Source organism: Parabacteroides sp. ASF519 (assembly GCF_000364265.2).
Lineage (GTDB): Bacteria > Bacteroidota > Bacteroidia > Bacteroidales > Tannerellaceae > Parabacteroides > Parabacteroides goldsteinii.
In genome coordinates, this window is sequence record NZ_AQFV02000006.1 from 1,054,819 (window position 1) to 1,072,918 (window position 18,100).

Sequence of the window (18,100 nt, forward strand, 5' to 3'; positions counted from 1 at the left end):
TTTATATTATTTGTCGTAAATCTTATCACCTTGTCCGATGACCGAACAGTTTTGCTGTTCGACTTTCAGACGTTCCGCATATTTTCGTAGCTGTGCTTTATGCCGTTCGCAGGGAACGAGGTCTTTTTCAATATCTCCGCGTGGAGTAGCTTTCAGCCGCTTTTGTCCGGTGCGGATGATTTCGACGGCACGGGCATATTTCTGCTTGTCGTTTCTGATTTTATCCAGGCATGGACTGACTTCCGGGCGGTCGAAAGATATTTGTGCAGGTAATTCTCTCCAAAAACAGTCGAGTAACCAAATGTTTATACCCGTCAAAGCTGTTAATTCCCGTATTTCGTGATCGTACAATGGACTTCGTCCGGCAAGAGTTGAATCGAATGCAGATTCGTATACCGGATAATAAACCCCGTTTAGGTCCATCCAAGTGTAAAATGTCTCTTTTTCTTTAACCGATAATTTGATATTGTGATGGTTTTCATCGATAATTTTAGTAAGCTTACTTGCATGAGATCCCCAAGAGTAAGGTTTTTGTATCTGTGCTGGCCCTCCGCCAATAAGGGTAACTTTCTTTTTTACATATAGATTGACATAGGCTGCATTAAAAAATGGATTTTTATCTTTCGCTAATACCAATTTCTCGCGATTTTTGAGGTCGAAGTCATGACAACGTACACAATTTTTATCTAATATGGGTTGAACTTGCTCCATAAAAGAGAAGCTTTTGGCAGCCTTCCCCATCCAGCCGTTCAGTTTGGCAGGGCTTTTTTTCAGTGCCAATGGTTTTGCTCCCATAGAGCTGGGTGTGCTTAAACGATCTTCATGGCAGCCAATACAACCGTTTGTTTCTCCTGGCATCACCATTGTACCGCTACGCATGGACTGAATCATTTTTTTGTTTTTGTCAAGCAGCTGAAAATAAACGTATGTGCCGGATGGTACTTCAAAATTGGCGGATCCATCTTCTTCCACCGGAACTTCTCCCAGGATTCGTTTGGTTTCAAAACTATGCCAGTTAACAGCCGGAGCTTGCTCTCCTTGGCCATACCAGGCATCTTTTGTCCATGTTTTTTTTTCTGGTGATTCGATAACACGCAAGTATTTGACGGTTCCAAGCTCTACCCCATTCATGTGTGTACCGTGATATACGTTTTGCACATAAAAAGTTCCTTTTTTGTCTGTGTAGTTTCTATTTGTAGGTATAGTATGAGGTTTGGGGCGTGCTTGGATAATCATTGGATCGAAAAGGCTTCGGCTTCCTTCTATAAGTAATTCTTGTGTACTGTCTCGCCCGATTAGATAAATGCCTGATTTAGAATCTATGGGGGCTTGTTTATGGGTTTTTGTCCAAATTGTTCGTGATGCAAGAAAGAAATTTTCATTTACGGGGAAAGGATCTTCAAAGAAGTAATCAATCCATTTGAATGAATCCAAATTTCCTTTGCCGATCAAATTTCTGCTATTTTCCGGCCATATTTGTATAACAGGTTCAATGCCGTCTACTCCTTTTTTTCTGTCAATAATGGCGAGTGCTCCCCAAGGGCGGTCGTGGCATGATCCGAAGATACAAATCACCTGGTCGGTCCCAGGTATTTGGCGAGCATCGATTACTCCACCTGGTGATTGGGTATTGTTACCATAATAGATGGAATGTTTTGTTCCATCTGGATTTACTGTCCATAAACCTTGTGCATCACCGAAGTTACGGTCGACATATTCCCAACGGTCGTATAAGATTCTACCATCGTTCAATAAGGTAGAATGCCCTTCAAACAATGTGCTTATACCGATTTGTGTGATATTGGCACCGTCTGCTTCCATACGATACAGGTTACACATAATATGTCGATTACACATGCAATACTTTGGCTGGCGTGTAGAGCTGAATACGATCCCTCCGTCAGGCAGGTACAGTGGGTCAATATCAGACACACCTTCTGCAAACGTGAGTTGTTTTAATTCGGAGCCATCTATATTAATTTCGTAGATATGATAGTAATCGTCTTTATTTTTCCGCATAGAGAAAATTATCTTTTTACCGTCAAAAGATAATTCAGGATCACGAATTACGCCATTTTCCAGTTCTATCAGTGTCGTTGTATTTCCGGTATTGATATCATATATTCTCATGGCTCCTCCTGGGCAGAAGCTGTTTTCGTTAATTTCTCCTTTTTGAAATATGGTTGCTGTATTGTGATGGTCTGGAGCGTATTGTTCTCGTTCTATATATAATATTTGTTTTCCTGCTAATTGTTCTTTTGCATGAGATGTTAGCGTAATCTTTTTGGGATTCATTTGTTCGGCAGAAAGTAATGTGCTTCCTCCGAATAGGAAGGTCAGAAGAATTAAGAATTTGTAGTAGCTTTTCATGATGTCCATATTAAGAAAGTAAGAATTTATTCAGGAATATACCCCATGTTAGCGGAGATAATGCGAGCAGTCCGGATCAGTTCTTTCGATGTCTCCGGGAATTTTTCTTTATCCAGCCGGCCGGATGGGCCGGAGGTCCAAATAGTGGCCGCGATGGTCCCGAACTGATTGAATATCGGAGTGGCGATGCAATGAACGCCGGCCATTTCTTCTTCCAGGTCGGATGCATACCCCATTTTTCTGATGCGGTTGATCTCTTTGCGCATCTGTGTTTCGTTGGCTATCGTATGTTTGTTGAAGACTGTGTATTGGATGGTTTGCATAGCCTTTTCGCGTTCTTCGTCCGATAGATAGGCTAAAAATATTTTGCCCGGCGCCGATGCGTGCAGGCAAAAACTTGTTCCGGGACGTAACAGGAAGGTGAAATTATGTGACCCTAAAACCTGTTCGAGAAGGACTACCCGGTTTTCCATAAAGACACCTAGCATGACACTCTCTTTGATCGTATCGCGGAGGGCACGCATCGGGGCTAATGATTGTTCTACGATATTTGATTCTCCCAAGGCGGCCAGTCCCAGTTTCAGAAATCTTTTAGACAATGAAAACCGTTGTGTATCGGCATCTTTTGTCAGGTAGCCCATGCCTTGCATGGAGCTGAGCAGCCTGTATATGGTCGTTTTGGGAGTATCCAGTAAATTCACGAGTTCCTGCATGGTTAGTCCGCTGGGGTAGTTAACCAGAAATTCCAATAGCTCGAAGCTCTTTTCCAGCATCGGAATATTGTATTTGGCAGCGTTTTTCTCTTGCATTTCTTCTTGAGTAATCATGGTCCTTTTAGATTGTTTTACGGTTTCTGATATGAAACTTTGTTTCTTATTTGAAACAAAAGTAGAGTTTTCCAGGAAATAGGCCTTATTTATTTTGTTAATAAATAATATAATTGTTCATCTTCCTTGTAATTATCCATCTTTGCATACGACTGATATAGTAAACAATACGATTGTTAGTAAATGAAAGCACAGCAACAAGAGAAGGAGTTTGTCGCACTTGTAGAAGAATATAAGCAGGTGATATATAAGGTATGCTATATCTATGCAAGTGATCCGGAAAATCTGAATGATTTATATCAGGAGGTCGTGATAAACCTGTGGAAAGCATTTCCCCGCTTCCGGGGCGAGTGTAAGGCTTCCACCTGGGTGTATCGTATCGGATTGAATACTTGTATTTCTTTTTTCCGCAAGTCAAAGTCCAAACCGGAAGTGGTACCGATTTCGGTCGACTTGGAAGATTTTGTGGAAGAAGAAGATAAAACAGCCCAGCTTCATGAACTTTACCGGATGATAAACCGGCTGGGACGTTTGGAGCGTGCACTGATCCTGCTTTGGCTGGAAGAAAAGAGTTATCAGGAGATGGCGGATATTACCGGACTTTCCCGTAATAATGTGGCAGTAAAACTCAATCGTATTAAAGAGAAACTAAGAATCATGTCAAACAGTTAAATTAAAAAGAATATGGAACTGGAAGAATTAAAAGCAGGTTGGAATGTGCTGAACGAGCGATTGGCACAGAATGAGATATTGAATAAAAGGATTATTAAGGATATGATTGTAACACGAACCAACTCTGCCCTGTCAAGATTAAAATGGATGAACTGGGGAGGTATTATCCTTGTTTTCGTCATGTTTATTTTAGTGTTGATTATGAAAAATATTGTGGTTATTCGTCCGGCAGCAATGATTATTTCCGGATTGCTGGGGGGGAGCGTTCTTATTTACTGTATTTGTTATTTCCGTTTTCTGGAGCGTTTGGATTTGAATAAACTATCTATTTGTGAGGCTATGGCATGGTGTATAAAGTTCAGAAGAATACAGCGCTGCGGAATGTTTGTGGGGCCTTTGGTCGCTCTGATAGTAATAGTTTCTATCTTTTTCATACATCATCATTACCGTAGCCTTTATCATATGATTGTAGATGCGATAGGCGTGTTGTTTGGTGTTTGCATCGGTTATTTATGTTATAAATATGTGGATAAGAAATCTATAGAAACCATAGAAAAAGGATTGGAGGAATTGAAAGAATTTGAGGATGAATAGCTTTCTAGAATAAATCCGCATGTCTCAATAAATTAAAGAATAATAAACCATTCGTCAAAGGAATCCTTCCGTTTGTCACAATAATTTCCGGACTTGTTTCTACTCGTCTACTTTTGGTGTAAAAACAAAAGATATGAGTGGGAAAAGTGATGACGTGAATGTCCTGAATGTGGCAGACCATGAAATACCAGTTGCGCGTAATTGTAGAGACGCTGTTTTTGCCAGTATAATAAAAAATCCCCTGTAGTCGTCCTAAATATAGAGGGGTAACATACGAAATTGTTCCGACTCTCGTTTAATTCTCATAACGAATTAAATGAAGATTATGAAAAATAAGAGTTGTGTATGGTTGGTGTGTATGTTGTTATGTATTGCCGTAAAGGGAAATGCACAAGTGATAACGTTGGAAAACGGTTTTGGCATAACATCTATGCGAGCAAAAAAAGCCAGTACGAATAAGGTTTATCCCTATCAGATGTCGTTAGGGTATCAGTATTTGGATAAAGGCTGGTATAATTTATCCAGCAATATCGGTTATACCCGAAGAGGCGGTCAAGTGAAAATACCTTATAATTCGATAACTGGGGCTGAATGGAGTGGGAGGATTACAGAAAAAGATAAGTTACATTATCTTACATTGAGTACAACTTTCGACATTAAGAAAACAAGTCGTGACGGTTATACTTTTTTTATCGGAGTGGGGCCCAGACTCGATTTTAATCTGAAATCGGTAGTAACAACCTATTCGGATTTTGATGATACAGTTTCAGATTATAAGTCGACAAAAGAAAAGCTGGATGGCATTCATCCTGTCCTGTTCGGTTTGAAATGTGTGGGTGGCATCCGGAAAGACTTCAGGAATATGCAATTAGGATTTAATATCGCTTATTTACCTAGTTTTACCTGTTTATCGGATGGAATACGTGACCGTACATTTACATTTGGATTATCTTTGGGGTATAAATTAAGAACAGAAAAGACGGGTACTATTCGTAGTGTTCGTCGTCATAAATAATAAGATATATAGCTTATGGATCGTAGCAAGGATTCTTCTTATTGGATTGAAAAACTAAATATGTCTCCGCATCCGGAGGGTGGTTATTTTAAGGAAGTATATCGTCCGGACAAGTGGAAACCTATTCCCGGATATCCATCCGACCGCAGAGTATTGACAACGATCTATTATCTGTTGGAAGAGGCGGACTTTTCGGCTTTTCACCGTATTCAATCTCCGGAAAGCTGGTTTTTCCATAAAGGCGAACCTTTACATATTTATTCTTTCGAAAAAGGACAACTTGTTTGTCGTGAACTTTCGGATCAGGAGGGAGGACAGTTGCAGATCACTGTTGAACCTGATACCTGGTTTGCTGCCCGCCTGAAAGAACCGAAAGGGTTTACGTTAGTAAGTTGTGCCGTCGCTCCCGGATTCGAATATAAAGATTTCGAACTGGCCCGGAAAGAAGAACTGGTCGTTAGGTATCCTCAGGAAAAAGAGATTATTGAACAATTGTGTAGATAGAGAAAACTATCTACACAACTAAAATATAAGCTCTGTACTTTGTCTCCTTTGTCACTGGGCATAAAGACAAGTATCCTTCCCTGATTTTGCCATTTTCTATGGTGAGCGGGTAAGCTCCTTTCATGAAACGATGACGTTCGTAGGCTTCCCCGACTTTACTGTCATAAGTGATGTGGAAATCACCAATGGTATGCGGAGCCAGATATCTTTGACTGAGGCGGAGGGCAACCATTCCCATCGTATAGCGCATATTGATCTCGATACAGGGATGGAGGGCATACGAACCGTCTTTTGTTTTGTAGACGATCATATCCACTCCCAGATATCCACGGTATATATTTCCATAAATGCCTTTCAGGGCTTCTGCAACCGCATCCTGGGTCCGCTGGTAAACATCTTCTCCTATCCAACGTTTGATCGGTATAGCCAGGTATTCCTGACTTCCCAATACATTTCCGGAGTAGGAACCTTTTTTTTCCGTACTGAAGACGGAGAGTCCTTCATAGGTGACATGGCCTTCCCCATCGGAATAAAACTCCATCGCTAAATCATGGACCTTGTCTAGTCCGCATTCAATACTGACAGTGCCCTGTTTATTGATAGCCCCTTCTATCCAGGTACGGTCTTTAGGGGTGAGTTTACGCTCCGGTATCCAGTGCAAGCCGCGTCCGGATGAAGAATAAGGAGTCTTTACAACAAAAGGGGCATTTTGCAGGATCAGGTATTTTTCTATTTCCCTGATCTTTTTGCAGAATTTTGGAGTAGCCGGTATGAGAAGGTCGGGTAACAGCTGGCGGATTCGTTCAAGGCATTCTGCCGCTGTCTGCCTGCCGGTCAGCCGGAAATATTCTTCTTTCCAGGTCGGTACGGACAGGTTTAATTGTAATTCTTGTTTCAGTTTCTCAAAGAAGTGCAGGCTGTGCGGAGATATTCCCCAGGGAGACGCCGCCAGTTCCGGGAGGGAAGGAGCGAGATTCTTCAACTCTTTTCCGGAAACAAGTGTGGCGAATGGCCTGAGCTCTTTGGGTTGTAAAGAAAAGAAACGGGGCGAAGCAATCTCTTCCGTAAATACATAATCGTTGCTGTCGGCGTACCACACCGGAAGATATGATAACTCCTGTATCATTCTTTGTACGTTTGTCGGAGGTGTATAGTTCTCCGTGCCCAGCAGTACGGCAGTTTCATGTCCGGGATTAAATAAATGTATCTGGGATATCATATAAAATAGTAGATGTATATAAACAGCGAAGCCGTCTGTTAGCGAGACGGCTTCGTTTTATTTATTCAAGATTTTCATCTATTGCATCGATCTTTTTAATTATGAGCGCCATCTCATCTTTTAGCTTTTCGATCTTGCGCTCCATTTCTTTCACGAGACCGCCACCGCCTTTCGAAGAGATGCTGAGGAAGCCGATATTGTTTTCGTATGTCTGCAATTCATTTTTCATGCGGTCATACATTCTCATCAGCTTTTCGCGTTCGCCATACAGTTTGCCTTTTCCATGTTCGCCTGCCATATCGTTCAGGTTACTGCGGAATGACTGCATCTTACGATCTGTCTGGTCTACTTTCAAACGGTCGAACTGGCTGTCTACCGCTTCGTGATATTCTTTATAGATTTTATCTTTTTCCTTGAAAGGTACATGACCGATTGCATTCCATTCAGCCATCATATCTTTCAGTTCAGCCAATGCTTCATCTGCACTCAATGTTTCGTCCAGCTTATTGATCTTTTCGATCAATGCTTTTTTAGCGGCCAGATTTGTCTGTTCTACGCTCTTCTGGGAGGAAACATTTTTATTTTTCTGTTCGAAGAAATAATCACAGGCAGAAATGAAACGTTTCCATACAACATCCGAGTGCTTGCGGGCAACCGAACCGATCGTTTTCCATTCTTTCTGGAGAGCGATCATCTTTTCAGTCGTACTCTTCCATTCTACGCTGTCTTTCAGTGCTTCCGCTTTCTCACACAAGGCTTTTTTCAGTTCGAGATTCTTTTCCATCTCTTCCTTGATATTCTTGTAGAAAGCGCTTTTCTTGTTGAAATATACATCACAGGCAGCGCGGAAGCGTTCGAAAATCTTTACATTGGATTTTTTCGGTGCGAAACCGATTGTTTTCCATTTATCCTGTAAAGCGATCACCTCTTTATTCTTTTCTTCCCAGTCTTTGAATGTCTTCAATGCATCGAAGTCGATACCTTCTATTTCTTCGCAGATAGCTGTTTTTGCAACCAGGTTTTCCTGTTCTTTCGATTTCAGCGATTCAAAATGCTCCTGATGACGTTTGTTGATCACGGTAGAAGCCGCTTTGAAACGAGCCCATAACTCTTCGCGCAGTTCTTTGGCAACCGGACCGATCTCACGCCATTGCTGATGCAGTTTTTGAAGCTGGTGGAATGCGGACACGACATCCGGTTCGGTTTGCAGCTTTTCAACTGTTTCACATAGGGCAGTTTTCAATTCCAGATTTTTCTTGAAGTCGTAATCGCGGAACTGGTTATTGATCTTGATTATATCATAGAATCTTTCGCTGTAAGTCTGATAGTTTTTCCACAGTTCGTTTGCATGTTCCTGTGGTACGGCTTTAATTTCTTTCCATCTCTGCTGGATGTCTTTAAAGTCGTTGTATAGCTTATTGAAGTCGTCCTGACTTTCGGTCAGCACTTTTAACTGGTCGATCAGTTGAAGTTTCAGTGCATAGTTCGCAGCCTTTATGCGTTCTTCTTCTGCCAGGATTGCAGCTCTTTTTTCTTTAAAAACGGCCAGCAATTCTTTCAGTTTGTTTTCGCCTTCATCTTCAGGAGCGACGAAATCCTTTTCTTCTCCACCACCTTCGAGGAATGTTTTCTTCGATTCTTCAACTTCGGCTCTGTGGATTTTATAAAATGCCTGTTTCAACGATTCCACTTCGTTGCGTGCCGTTTCGGCAGCAGCATTTACCAATTCAGCTAATTTTTCAAGAATTTCTTCTTTTGATAATTTACTGATAGCGTTCGCTGTCGCTTCATCCGGGGTTTCAGTTGTTTCAACTTCAGCCGCAGTGTTCTCCGGAGTTACTTCCGGTGCTTTAGTTTCTTCTAATTTGCCGGTTTCTTCAGCTGGCAGATTAGTTTCATGAGTGTCCTTCATATTCAATCACATTTAAGAAAAGGATAAAAAGCATTCCTATATCAAGTCACAAATTAAAGTATTTATTTTTGGATTACAGCATTTGCGGGCAATTTATTTATTAGAAAAGGTTAATATTCGTGTAAAAAGTCCGGAATTAACCGCTTTGTTCTCCAAAAAATGTATTAAACAAAAATCCCTGCAACTTGCATTGAGCAGATTACAGGGACTTTTTATAAATAGTTGCAGTTTTTTTATCCCAGGAATGAGATCAATACGCCGGCTGCAACAGCCGAACCGATTACGCCGGAAATGTTGCTGGCCATGCAATACTGCAATACATGGTTTTTGGGATCGTATTGCAATGCAATCTCATTGGCAACACGTGAAGCCATTGGGACGGCACTTAATCCGGTTGCACCGATAAGCGGATTGATTTTCTTCTTGGTGAACAGGTTGAACAGTTTTACGAAGAAGATACCGCCAGCGATAGACAAGGCAAAAGCCAGGAATCCACCGATCACAATACCGATCGTTGTAAAGTTCAGGAAGGCTTCCGCCGTCATGGTTGCACCTACCGATAGTCCCAGGAAGATGGTCGCTGCATTCATGATACTGTTGGATGCAGCATCGAATAGACGGAATGTATTGGTTCCGATTTCTTTTACAAGGTTACCGAACATCAACATACCGATCAAAGGCACTGAACTGGGAACAAACAAGGCAACAACAGTAGTAACAATAATTGGGAATATAATTTTTAAAACCCGCATATTCTTAATCTCTACTGTTGAAGGATATTTCTTTTCCTGTTCCTTCATATTGATACGAAGTTCTTTTTGGGAGCAAAGAGCTTTGACTACCAGTGGTATGATTACAGGGACCAGTGCCATATATGAATAAGCAGCAATGGCAATCGGACCTAATAAATGAGGTGCGAGTTTAATGGTTGTAAAGATCGCTGTAGGTCCATCTGCCCCCCCGATGATACCGAGAGAGCCGGCTTCCTGTGGAGTGAATCCCATCAGGATTGCTACCAGTAAAACGGTGAAAATACCCAGCTGGGCAGCTGCACCGAAAATCGACAGGCGAAGATTGCGCAACATCGGGCCGAAGTCGGTCAAGGCTCCTACACCCATAAAAATGATTGGCGGAAGGAAACCGGTCTTGATCAGCATGTAATAGATGAAGTTCATGATTCCCAGTTCATGAGCAATGTCGTGCAACGGCATTTCCCAGATGTTTTTCATTACTCCGTTAACATTGACCAATCCATTTTCATCAGCCTGGATCACGCCCATGTCACCTCCGGGGAAGTTGGCGAGCAGCACCCCGAATGCAATAGGGACAAGCAGCAAAGGTTCGTATTGCTTCTTGATACCTAGATAAAGCAATATGAATGCGATTGCATACATGATCAGGAACTGCGGTTCAGCAATAATGTTGCTGAACGCAGTCATTTCATACAGATTTTGAAATATCTCGTTCATTACTGTATAGTCATTAATATGTCGTCTTCAGAAACTGTGTCGCCACCAGCGTAGTTGATGGAAGTGATCTTTCCGCTGAATTCCGAACGTACGGCATTATATGTTTTCATTGCTTCCACATAACAAAGCACATCGCCTTCTTTGACTATATCTCCAACTTTAAGTGGTGTGTCGGAAGCGTTCTTTACGAGGAAGAATTTTCCTTCCAGCGGTGAAAGAATTTCATTTCCGGCTCCGGCAGGCGCTGGAGCGGCCGGTGCTGCGGATTGTGCGGCCTGGGCAGGAGCAGCAGCAGTATTAGCCGTATCTCCGAAAGCAACTGTTACGCGGTAAGGCTGTCCGTCTACATCTACAGTCAGTACCTGGGGTGTTGTAGGCAGAGCTGCCGAAGCGGTTGTGGCCGGTGCTGCCGGTTGTGCCTTTCCCTGCAAAGCTGCTTTTTTCTGGGCAACATCAGCGAGGAATTCGACTTTCGCTTTTCCGGAACGGTAGGCTTCGTACTGAGCCGGGTGCATTGCATATTCGAACAATTCTTCGTCGTCTTCGCCGGTTTCCCATTGTTTCTCGTTCATCATCTTGCGATATTTGTCAAGAGCATCCGGGTAGTTGTCCTGCGGATTTCCTTCGAAGAATTCGCGTCCTTCGGCTTTTGCCTTTTCGATGATTTCAGGAGCCAGCGGACCAGGCAGTCTTCCGGCTTTTCCGAGAAGCATATCCCAGATGTCGTCGGCGATCATGCTCCAGCGTGCTTTCCCTTTTTCCATCTGCATTACATTCATCAGTGCCAGGTTCTTTACATACTGGCTGAACGGAGTTACCAATGGAGGATAACCGACACGTGGCCATACATAAGCCACTTCGTCGAACAGCTTGATCAGCAGCTGGTCTTGCGACATCAGCGGCTTGTTGTTCTTGATATTGTTTTTGTTGATCGATTCCAGATTCTTTTCCAGGTCAGACATCAGGCTGCCCATCATACCGCCGGGAAGTCCCGGGCCGATCAGCAACGAGTTCATCAGACGGTTTTTCGGACTGATATACAATCCTAAGAAATCATCCATAAATTCCTGGATCATGCTGCGTACTTTCATGTAGGCTTCCATATTGATTTCCGGCACTTTGTAACCGGCATCTTTCAACATGGCCTGCACGGTCAGCAGGTCGGCATGCCCTGTGCCCCATGACAGTGGCTCCATACCTACGTCGATATAATCGCAACCGGCGTTGCACACTTCCAGGATAGAAGCTACATTGAATCCGGGACCAGCATGGCTATGATACTGGATAGGTATTTCAGGGTGTTTCGCTTTGATATTGGCAACGATCTGTCCCAATGAATAAGGACGTCCGATACCAGCCATATCCTTGATACAGATTTCGTCTGCTCCCAGTTCGATCAGTTCCAGGGCCATCTTTGTATAATATTCGACCGTGTGGATAGGCGAGTGGGTGATACAGAGCGAACACTGGGAGATCATCCCGGCTTCTTTGGCATACTGGATGGAAGGAGCAATGTTGCGTACGTCATTCAGGCCGCAGAATGTACGGGTGATGTCGGTGCCCTGTGCTTTCTTTACCTTGTAGAATAGCTGGCGTACATCTGCCGGAACCGGACTCATGCGGAGGCCGTTCAATGCACGGTCCAGCATATGTGTTTGAATACCTGCTTCATGGAATGGCTTCGTCCATTCACGTACGGCTTTATTTGGATTTTCTCCGAATAGTAAATTAACTTGCTCGAATCCCCCTCCGTTGGTTTCAACGCGGGCAAAACAGCCCATCTCAACAATAGCGGGGGCAACTCTGGTTAGCTGGTCTACTCTGGGAACATATTTTCCGGCAGATTGCCACATGTCTCTGAAGACCAAACTGAATTTGATTTCTCTTTTCATATGTAAATAAATTGCGCTCCCTATCTCAAGAGAGCCGTTTAAACCATTAATAAATTGATTTTTTTAGAGTTCAGACAAAACAAAAGAGAGCACTTGTATAGATACAAATGCGGTTGGCTATTATCTTTGGGCATTTTATAATTTTACAACAGCTAAGAAAAAAAATTTCATACACGCGTTAAAGGACTCGCAGTCTTGACCGCTTAGCAGTTGAGATCAGTTTCATGAGCGACCTCTTGCTGTTTCTTACGACAACAAGCCAGTAAAAATCGACCTTCTCTATGTTTTTAACCTACTTCTGGGATTGGACCATCATCACGGCTGATTTTAACTTTATAGCCAAGTGCTTCCAGCTCTTTCTTCAAGTAATTTTTCCGTTTCTGCTCCATCCTTTGGTTGAGATATTCCGCACCGAGTTCCTTATACTCACAAGCCTCTTTCAGTACATGCCATACCGATTTCAGGATCGAGTGTCCTACTGCTACTAAAGCCCTCTTTTTCCCTCGACGGGCGGCTAAACGGTGATAACGTGCACTGTAAAAGGTGTTCTTGGTACGGGTGGCTGCCCACGCAGCCTCCGTGATTACGGCTTTCAACTGTTTGTTGCCATGGGTGGTTCTACCACTTTTTTTTTACCTGCGCTCTCGTTATTGCCTGGACAGACACCGGCCCACGAAGCCAGGTGCTTTTCGGTTGGAAAGGCTTCCATATCCACACCTATCTCTGCTATCAGGTCTTCAACCGTTTTCCGGCTAAGTCCGGGGATCTTCTGCAAGAGTTCCATCACATTCTCATAAGGAGATAAAACCTCTTTTATACGGCAGGTAAGGTCAGCTATGATGGCTTTCGTCTGTTCCATATCTTTACGGATGGTCTGCAACATATAGATGTGATGCGGTTCTATAAAGCCTTCACAAGCCTGATAAAGAAGTTCCGGACTGGCTTCAAGTTTTTTATGATAGATGCAAGTTATGTCATCCATTGTTACATGACCCTTATCGATCAACATATCTATCAGCTTGTTCGCCACGACTCCGTCCAGGCTGCACACCACGCTGGAAAGTTTGATGTTACAATCTTCCAGGATACGAACAATACGGTTTTTCTCAGAAGATACATGCTGGATCAACTTGTTACGGTAACGGGTTAAATCACGAAGCTCACGTTGTTCACGCTCCGGGATATAACTCGGTTTCAACAAACCTGCTAAAAGCAGTTTGCAAATCCAGGCACTATCCTTTTTATCCGTTTTGTGCCCGGGAACATACTTGATGTGCCGTGCGTTCACGATCCAGACTTTCATATCTGGACATTCAAGAATCTTATAAACCGGCTTCCAGTAAACACCGGTACTTTCCATTGCTACATGCGTAATGCCACTGGATAATAACCATTCTTTTAATTCTGTCAAAGAACTACTGAAGGTCTTGTAACTGCGGGTTTCAGTTTTGAGACCTTCGCCACTTATCGTAGCAACTACCATGTCCTTGTGGACATCTATTCCACAACCCCGGAGGATGACTTGTTCAAAAGGTACTGTTTTCATTGCATTCGTTTTTTCGAGTGAATGACACTAAAGTAAACAATACCCCCCTATTTACATTCTCTTGGACGAAATTTATTTCATGGATGTTTCATGATATATTATGTATAGCTAGTATTATAATTTTTCAATTTTGGTAACCTTTCCTTGTCCACCTGTTACCATGCTGACAGCGGCTACGATAGCAGCGGTAGTCTTACCCGGAATATTTCCGGACTGTCCGGCAGCAACAGGTTGTGTTGTTACTTGTTTTTTTACGATGACTTCTTCCGGTGCGTACTTGTTTACCAATGTGATTAATCCTTTTCCTAAATAGATTACGATCAAAAGAATTGCAAATACTGTGGTCATTCCGACTACCATTAACAAAAGTCCAGTTTCTATGTTTTCCATATCTAATATTTATGACAATAAGTGTTGTGGGAAGCGATCAAAACAATCTCCGCCAAGTTATAAATTGCATGCAAAAATAGCAAAATCCCGCAATTTTCTTTGCTGGAAGACTATAAAAAAAGTAAAAGAATAGAATATTTATTCTTTCGAATGTTTTGTTTCGTAGTATTAATGTGGTTTTTTGTGATAAATAGTTATTTTTATGAGATGAAGTATTTAAGTCTGTTATTTATTGGTATTGCTTTTGTTGTACATAAGTGTTTGAAGGAATGTATTTGACAAAATGAATCAATCTGGGGTTGTCCTTGAACAAAAAGATCCTATTCGACGAGTTTTTGTGGCGTGTATATTCTTTCAAACAGATGTTCTGGAATGCTGTTAAATACAAAATTTAACAATCTGATCGGCAGATACATCTTTTATGATTCGTTTAAAAGAAATTTCTAACTCGTTTAAAACGAATTTTTTTTCATTTTAAATGAATAGGCAATTTGTTTAAACCGAGATTTGTGTTAATAAATGTTGAGTTCGAATCTTTTTGAGGCTCTTTTATCCCTAAAAAGCATGTTGAAAAACATTTTTATTTTCTGTAACGAGGAAAACAGGGGCTGTGAATGAAAGAGAATATTGATAGTGTGTTTGAAGAATATGTGACTTGTTGTTGAGTATACTTTTTTGTGGATTTCATAATGTTGTATTTGTGAGTTTATGTGTGTCTTAGTGTTATTGGCTAAATGGCCGACAGGTAAGTGAATAGCAGCAGGGCTTGATTAATGGCTGTACAGCTTCTTTAAAAGTAGGTTGAAATGACATTCTGATATGTGTAAATTGTTGTTTTAAAATAAATCTGTTTTTATATGGTTTATGATATCTTGTTGCATATGGCAAATTCAAAATAATCGGTATATTTGCCCTCTCGAACATAAACATATAACCATGGGAAATTTCTTTACATCTTTGTTCTCTTCTTCCAAAAGTGAGGATACGGCAGAAGGAAAAGCTAAAAATGATCAGAAAAACTTCGACATATTAAAATATGACGGTATCCGTGCGCAAAAAATCGGCCAGGTGGCCTATGCTATCAAATGCTTTACGGAAGCCTTGAATATACAGGAAGATTTTGAAACAATGAACCATCTGGTATCGGCCTATTCAATGGCAAACCAGACGGAAAAGGCTTTGGATACATTGAACCGTATGGTGGAAATGGAGCCGGAGCATATCCAGACGTTGTTGACAAGGGTCAGCGTGCTCTTTATGCTGGATAAGGAAGCCGAGGTCATTGCCGACTGCCTGCGGGTGATCGAACTGGATGAGTCGAACCATCTAGCCTGGTTCCTGATGGCAAAAGCCAAAAGAACAACCGGCGACCAGTTGGGAGCCATTGCCGACCTGACGAAAGCCATTGCCTTGAAAGATGATTTCACGGATGCTTATCTGCTTCGTGCAGAGGTGTTGCTTGCCATGAAACAGGGACAGGAGGCTTTGCCCGATATCGAGAAAGCGATCTCATTGGCTCCGGAAGAAGAAACAACATATCTGGTAAGAGGTAAAATACACGAATCGCTGGGTGACCTGGATGCTGCCGCCGATGACTACCAGCAGGCGCTCGACCTGAACCCGTTCAATGAAGATGCCTGTATACTGAAAGGTTCGCTGCTGATCACTAAAAACTTGTTAGACGAAGCCATTGTCTTTTTCGATGAGGCCATTGAAATAAAACCGGATTTTGCCAAGGCTTATGCCGAACGCGGTCGCGCCAAAAACCTGAAAGGTGATAAAGAAGGTGCTTTCGAAGACCTGAAAAAATCAATCGAATTGAATCCGGAAGGAGAGGAAGCCAAGAAGTTTGAAGGACAACATGCCAATTTCGAGAATAAAACTTATATGCCTTTCTGATGTTATATAAGGAGTAGATAATGATGGGGATAAACGGTGACAATTTTGCATGATGAAAACTTAATAGAAGGTCTGCGTCTTGGGGACGAACAGGCTTATAAATCGCTTTATAAGCTGCATTACAAGGTGCTTTGTGCTTTTGCATATACCTATGTGAAAGATTATTTTGTTGCCGAAACTTTAGTCAGCGATATTATATTCAATATTTGGGAGAAACGTGATTCGTTGATTATAAATCAATCATTGAGAGCCTATCTCATGAAAGCTGTGAAAAATAGCAGCATCAATTATCTTGACCATTTGGAGCGGCAAAACAATCTGAGACAATCCGTTTCCCAACAAATGGAAAAAAGGGAAGAATCTTTCCATGAGCAGGATTATTATCCGATGTCTTCTTTGCTGGAAAAAGAACTGGAGGGAAAGATTATGCAGTCTGTCAGTTCCCTCCCTGAGTTTACACGTGAGATTTTCGAGATGAGCCGTCATGATGGATTGAAGTATGAAGAGATTGCCGCCCGTAAAAATATCACGATTGATATAGTGAAATATCATATACGTTTATCCCTGAATCAGTTGCGTCATGATTTACGGGACTACCTGCCGTTCTGGCTGACTTTGTTCCTTTTTATGTAAAAAAAAGATCATTTTTTTTCACCCGTTTTCTTTTTTCGTTTGTCATATCTATAGAAGAGGAACATTATGGATATACGAATTACAGATCGGGGATATTGGGATGATTTGATAATTGACCGACTTTCGGGAAATTTATCAGCAGATGACCGGGCGCGTCTGGAAAGATGGTTGGACGAATCGGAGGAACATCGGCAATATTATAGCCAAATGAAAGAACTTTGGGATTCTTCTGAAGTTGTAAATCCGCATTTTCTTTTTGATGATGAGAAAGCCTACATACTTTTCAGCAAAAGGTGTGCCTCTTTTGCCGGGATCCCGCGTAAACGGTTGAGTGTCCCGTGGTGGAAAAGAGGGGTGGCAGTGGCGGCAGTGCTGATCCCTTTTGTGTTCCTGAGTTATTTTACCGTCCTTTATTTTCAATCACGTTCCATTGAGGAACGTGCTCCTCTGATCTCAGAAATAAAGAGTCCGAAAGGTTCACGAACACAGGTTTACCTGGCCGACGGTTCGCTTGTCTGGCTGAATTCCGGGAGTACGATCAGTTATGCGGATGATTTCGGTAAGAACAGCCGTACGTTGAAGCTATCCGGTGAAGCTTATCTGGAAGTTGCAAGAAACGAGGAGATACCTTTTGTTGTTGAGGCAGGCGGTCTTGAAGTGAAAGTCTTGGGGACAAAATTTAATGTGAGTGCCTATGCCGGAGATGAAGATGTAAAAGTCTTTCTTTTGAACGGGTCGGTCCGTTTATCAGGGAATGAAGAGTTGGCTCCGGTGACGCTTAAACCGCAGGAGATGGCAGTTTATAATACGTTGGTCAACCGGGTGAAAGTGTTTGAAGACGATGCCTCCTTTGCATTGAACTGGATGAATAACAAATTGGTGTTCCGAGGCGAAACAATGAAACAAATTGCACAAACCCTCCAGCGTTATTATGATGTGAAGATTGAAATTCATAATCCTTCAGTGAGTGAGCGGCGATTCGCCGGTGACTTCAAGCTGGATGATCCGATAGAAAAGATATTTAAAGTAATGGCCGCTAATGAAAAATTCAGATACCGGATCAAAGGAGGTATAGTAGATATTTATTAAGAGAGTGAATAAAAAACTATAGTGTTAACATTTAATTTAAAATGCCTATGAATAAAAACTGAGTTAACC

At 42.0% G+C, this 18,100-nt stretch carries 15 protein-coding genes and 2 pseudogenes; 7 read left to right on the forward strand and 10 right to left on the reverse strand.

What is annotated here, in order from left to right; all coding sequences use genetic code 11:
* Window positions 1-6 precede the first annotated feature (6 nt).
* Both C825_RS04035 and C825_RS04040 read right to left on the reverse strand, forming a co-directional pair.
* Window positions 7-2,370 carry an HzsA-related protein gene (locus tag C825_RS04035; RefSeq protein WP_010801492.1) on the reverse strand — a complete coding sequence of 788 codons (2,364 nt, stop codon included), beginning with the start codon at window positions 2,368-2,370 and terminating at the stop codon, window positions 7-9.
* Between the two features lie 26 nt (window positions 2,371-2,396).
* On the reverse strand, window positions 2,397-3,197 hold the full coding sequence (locus C825_RS04040) for an IclR family transcriptional regulator (protein WP_010801493.1): 801 nt from the start codon (window positions 3,195-3,197) through the stop codon (window positions 2,397-2,399).
* 183 nt (window positions 3,198-3,380) lie between these two features.
* Between C825_RS04040 and C825_RS04045 the strand changes: the two genes are divergently transcribed.
* The 4 genes from C825_RS04045 to C825_RS04060 all read left to right on the forward strand — a co-directional run bounded on the left by C825_RS04045 (window position 3,381) and on the right by C825_RS04060 (window position 5,982).
* Window positions 3,381-3,869 carry an RNA polymerase sigma factor gene (locus tag C825_RS04045; protein ID WP_010801494.1) on the forward strand — a complete coding sequence of 163 codons (489 nt, stop codon included), beginning with the start codon at window positions 3,381-3,383 and terminating at the stop codon, window positions 3,867-3,869.
* A 12-nt stretch (window positions 3,870-3,881) separates the two neighbouring features.
* Window positions 3,882-4,463, forward strand: a complete 582-nt coding sequence (locus C825_RS04050) for a hypothetical protein (protein WP_010801495.1) — start codon at window positions 3,882-3,884, stop codon at window positions 4,461-4,463.
* 325 nt (window positions 4,464-4,788) lie between these two features.
* Window positions 4,789-5,478: an outer membrane beta-barrel protein gene (locus C825_RS04055; RefSeq protein WP_010801496.1), complete on the forward strand. Its 690-nt coding sequence runs from the start codon at window positions 4,789-4,791 to the stop codon at window positions 5,476-5,478.
* Between the two features lie 15 nt (window positions 5,479-5,493).
* A complete protein-coding gene (locus tag C825_RS04060) occupies window positions 5,494-5,982 on the forward strand; it encodes a cupin domain-containing protein (protein ID WP_010801497.1) in 489 nt (162 codons plus the stop codon).
* Between the two features lie 10 nt (window positions 5,983-5,992).
* Here C825_RS04060 and C825_RS04065 read toward each other — a convergent pair whose 3' ends face one another.
* The 8 genes and pseudogenes from C825_RS04065 to C825_RS04095 form a co-directional block, all read right to left on the reverse strand.
* Complete coding sequence (locus tag C825_RS04065) at window positions 5,993-7,201, reverse strand: ATP-grasp domain-containing protein (RefSeq protein WP_010801498.1); 1,209 nt, start codon at window positions 7,199-7,201, stop codon at window positions 5,993-5,995.
* Window positions 7,202-7,262: 61 nt separating this feature from the next.
* Complete coding sequence (locus C825_RS04070) at window positions 7,263-9,113, reverse strand: DUF349 domain-containing protein (RefSeq protein WP_007655731.1); 1,851 nt, start codon at window positions 9,111-9,113, stop codon at window positions 7,263-7,265.
* Between the two features lie 233 nt (window positions 9,114-9,346).
* Window positions 9,347-10,582, reverse strand: coding sequence for a sodium ion-translocating decarboxylase subunit beta (locus C825_RS04075; RefSeq protein WP_007655729.1), 1,236 nt, complete (start codon window positions 10,580-10,582; stop codon window positions 9,347-9,349).
* Window positions 10,582-10,950 (reverse strand): annotated as a pseudogene (locus tag C825_RS27810) (acetyl-CoA carboxylase biotin carboxyl carrier protein); the annotation flags it as partial. The pseudogene C825_RS27810 and the gene C825_RS04075, both read right to left, overlap by 1 nt.
* A 21-nt stretch (window positions 10,951-10,971) precedes the next feature.
* A pseudogene (locus C825_RS04080) lies at window positions 10,972-12,474 on the reverse strand (hydroxymethylglutaryl-CoA lyase-like TIM-barrel protein); the annotation flags it as partial.
* 287 nt (window positions 12,475-12,761) lie between these two features.
* Window positions 12,762-13,070: a hypothetical protein gene (locus tag C825_RS04085; protein ID WP_007657317.1), complete on the reverse strand. Its 309-nt coding sequence runs from the start codon at window positions 13,068-13,070 to the stop codon at window positions 12,762-12,764.
* Window positions 13,067-14,020 carry an IS110 family RNA-guided transposase gene (locus C825_RS04090; protein ID WP_010800681.1) on the reverse strand — a complete coding sequence of 318 codons (954 nt, stop codon included), beginning with the start codon at window positions 14,018-14,020 and terminating at the stop codon, window positions 13,067-13,069. The genes C825_RS04085 and C825_RS04090 overlap by 4 nt, the downstream gene beginning before the upstream one ends.
* A 114-nt stretch (window positions 14,021-14,134) precedes the next feature.
* Window positions 14,135-14,410 carry an OadG family protein gene (locus C825_RS04095; protein WP_010801500.1) on the reverse strand — a complete coding sequence of 92 codons (276 nt, stop codon included), beginning with the start codon at window positions 14,408-14,410 and terminating at the stop codon, window positions 14,135-14,137.
* A gap of 936 nt (window positions 14,411-15,346) precedes the next feature.
* Between C825_RS04095 and C825_RS04100 the strand changes: the two genes are divergently transcribed.
* The 3 genes from C825_RS04100 (at window position 15,347) to C825_RS04110 (ending at window position 18,031) form a co-directional block, all read left to right on the forward strand.
* Complete coding sequence (locus C825_RS04100) at window positions 15,347-16,309, forward strand: tetratricopeptide repeat protein (RefSeq protein WP_007655712.1); 963 nt, start codon at window positions 15,347-15,349, stop codon at window positions 16,307-16,309.
* Window positions 16,310-16,345: 36 nt separating this feature from the next.
* On the forward strand, window positions 16,346-16,942 hold the full coding sequence (locus C825_RS04105; protein ID WP_232434158.1) for an RNA polymerase sigma-70 factor: 597 nt from the start codon (window positions 16,346-16,348) through the stop codon (window positions 16,940-16,942).
* Window positions 16,943-17,008: 66 nt separating this feature from the next.
* The gene (locus C825_RS04110; RefSeq protein ID WP_007655709.1) at window positions 17,009-18,031 is read left to right on the forward strand and encodes a FecR family protein; all 1,023 of its coding nucleotides are present in this window, start codon (window positions 17,009-17,011) and stop codon (window positions 18,029-18,031) included.
* Window positions 18,032-18,100 lie beyond the last annotated feature (69 nt).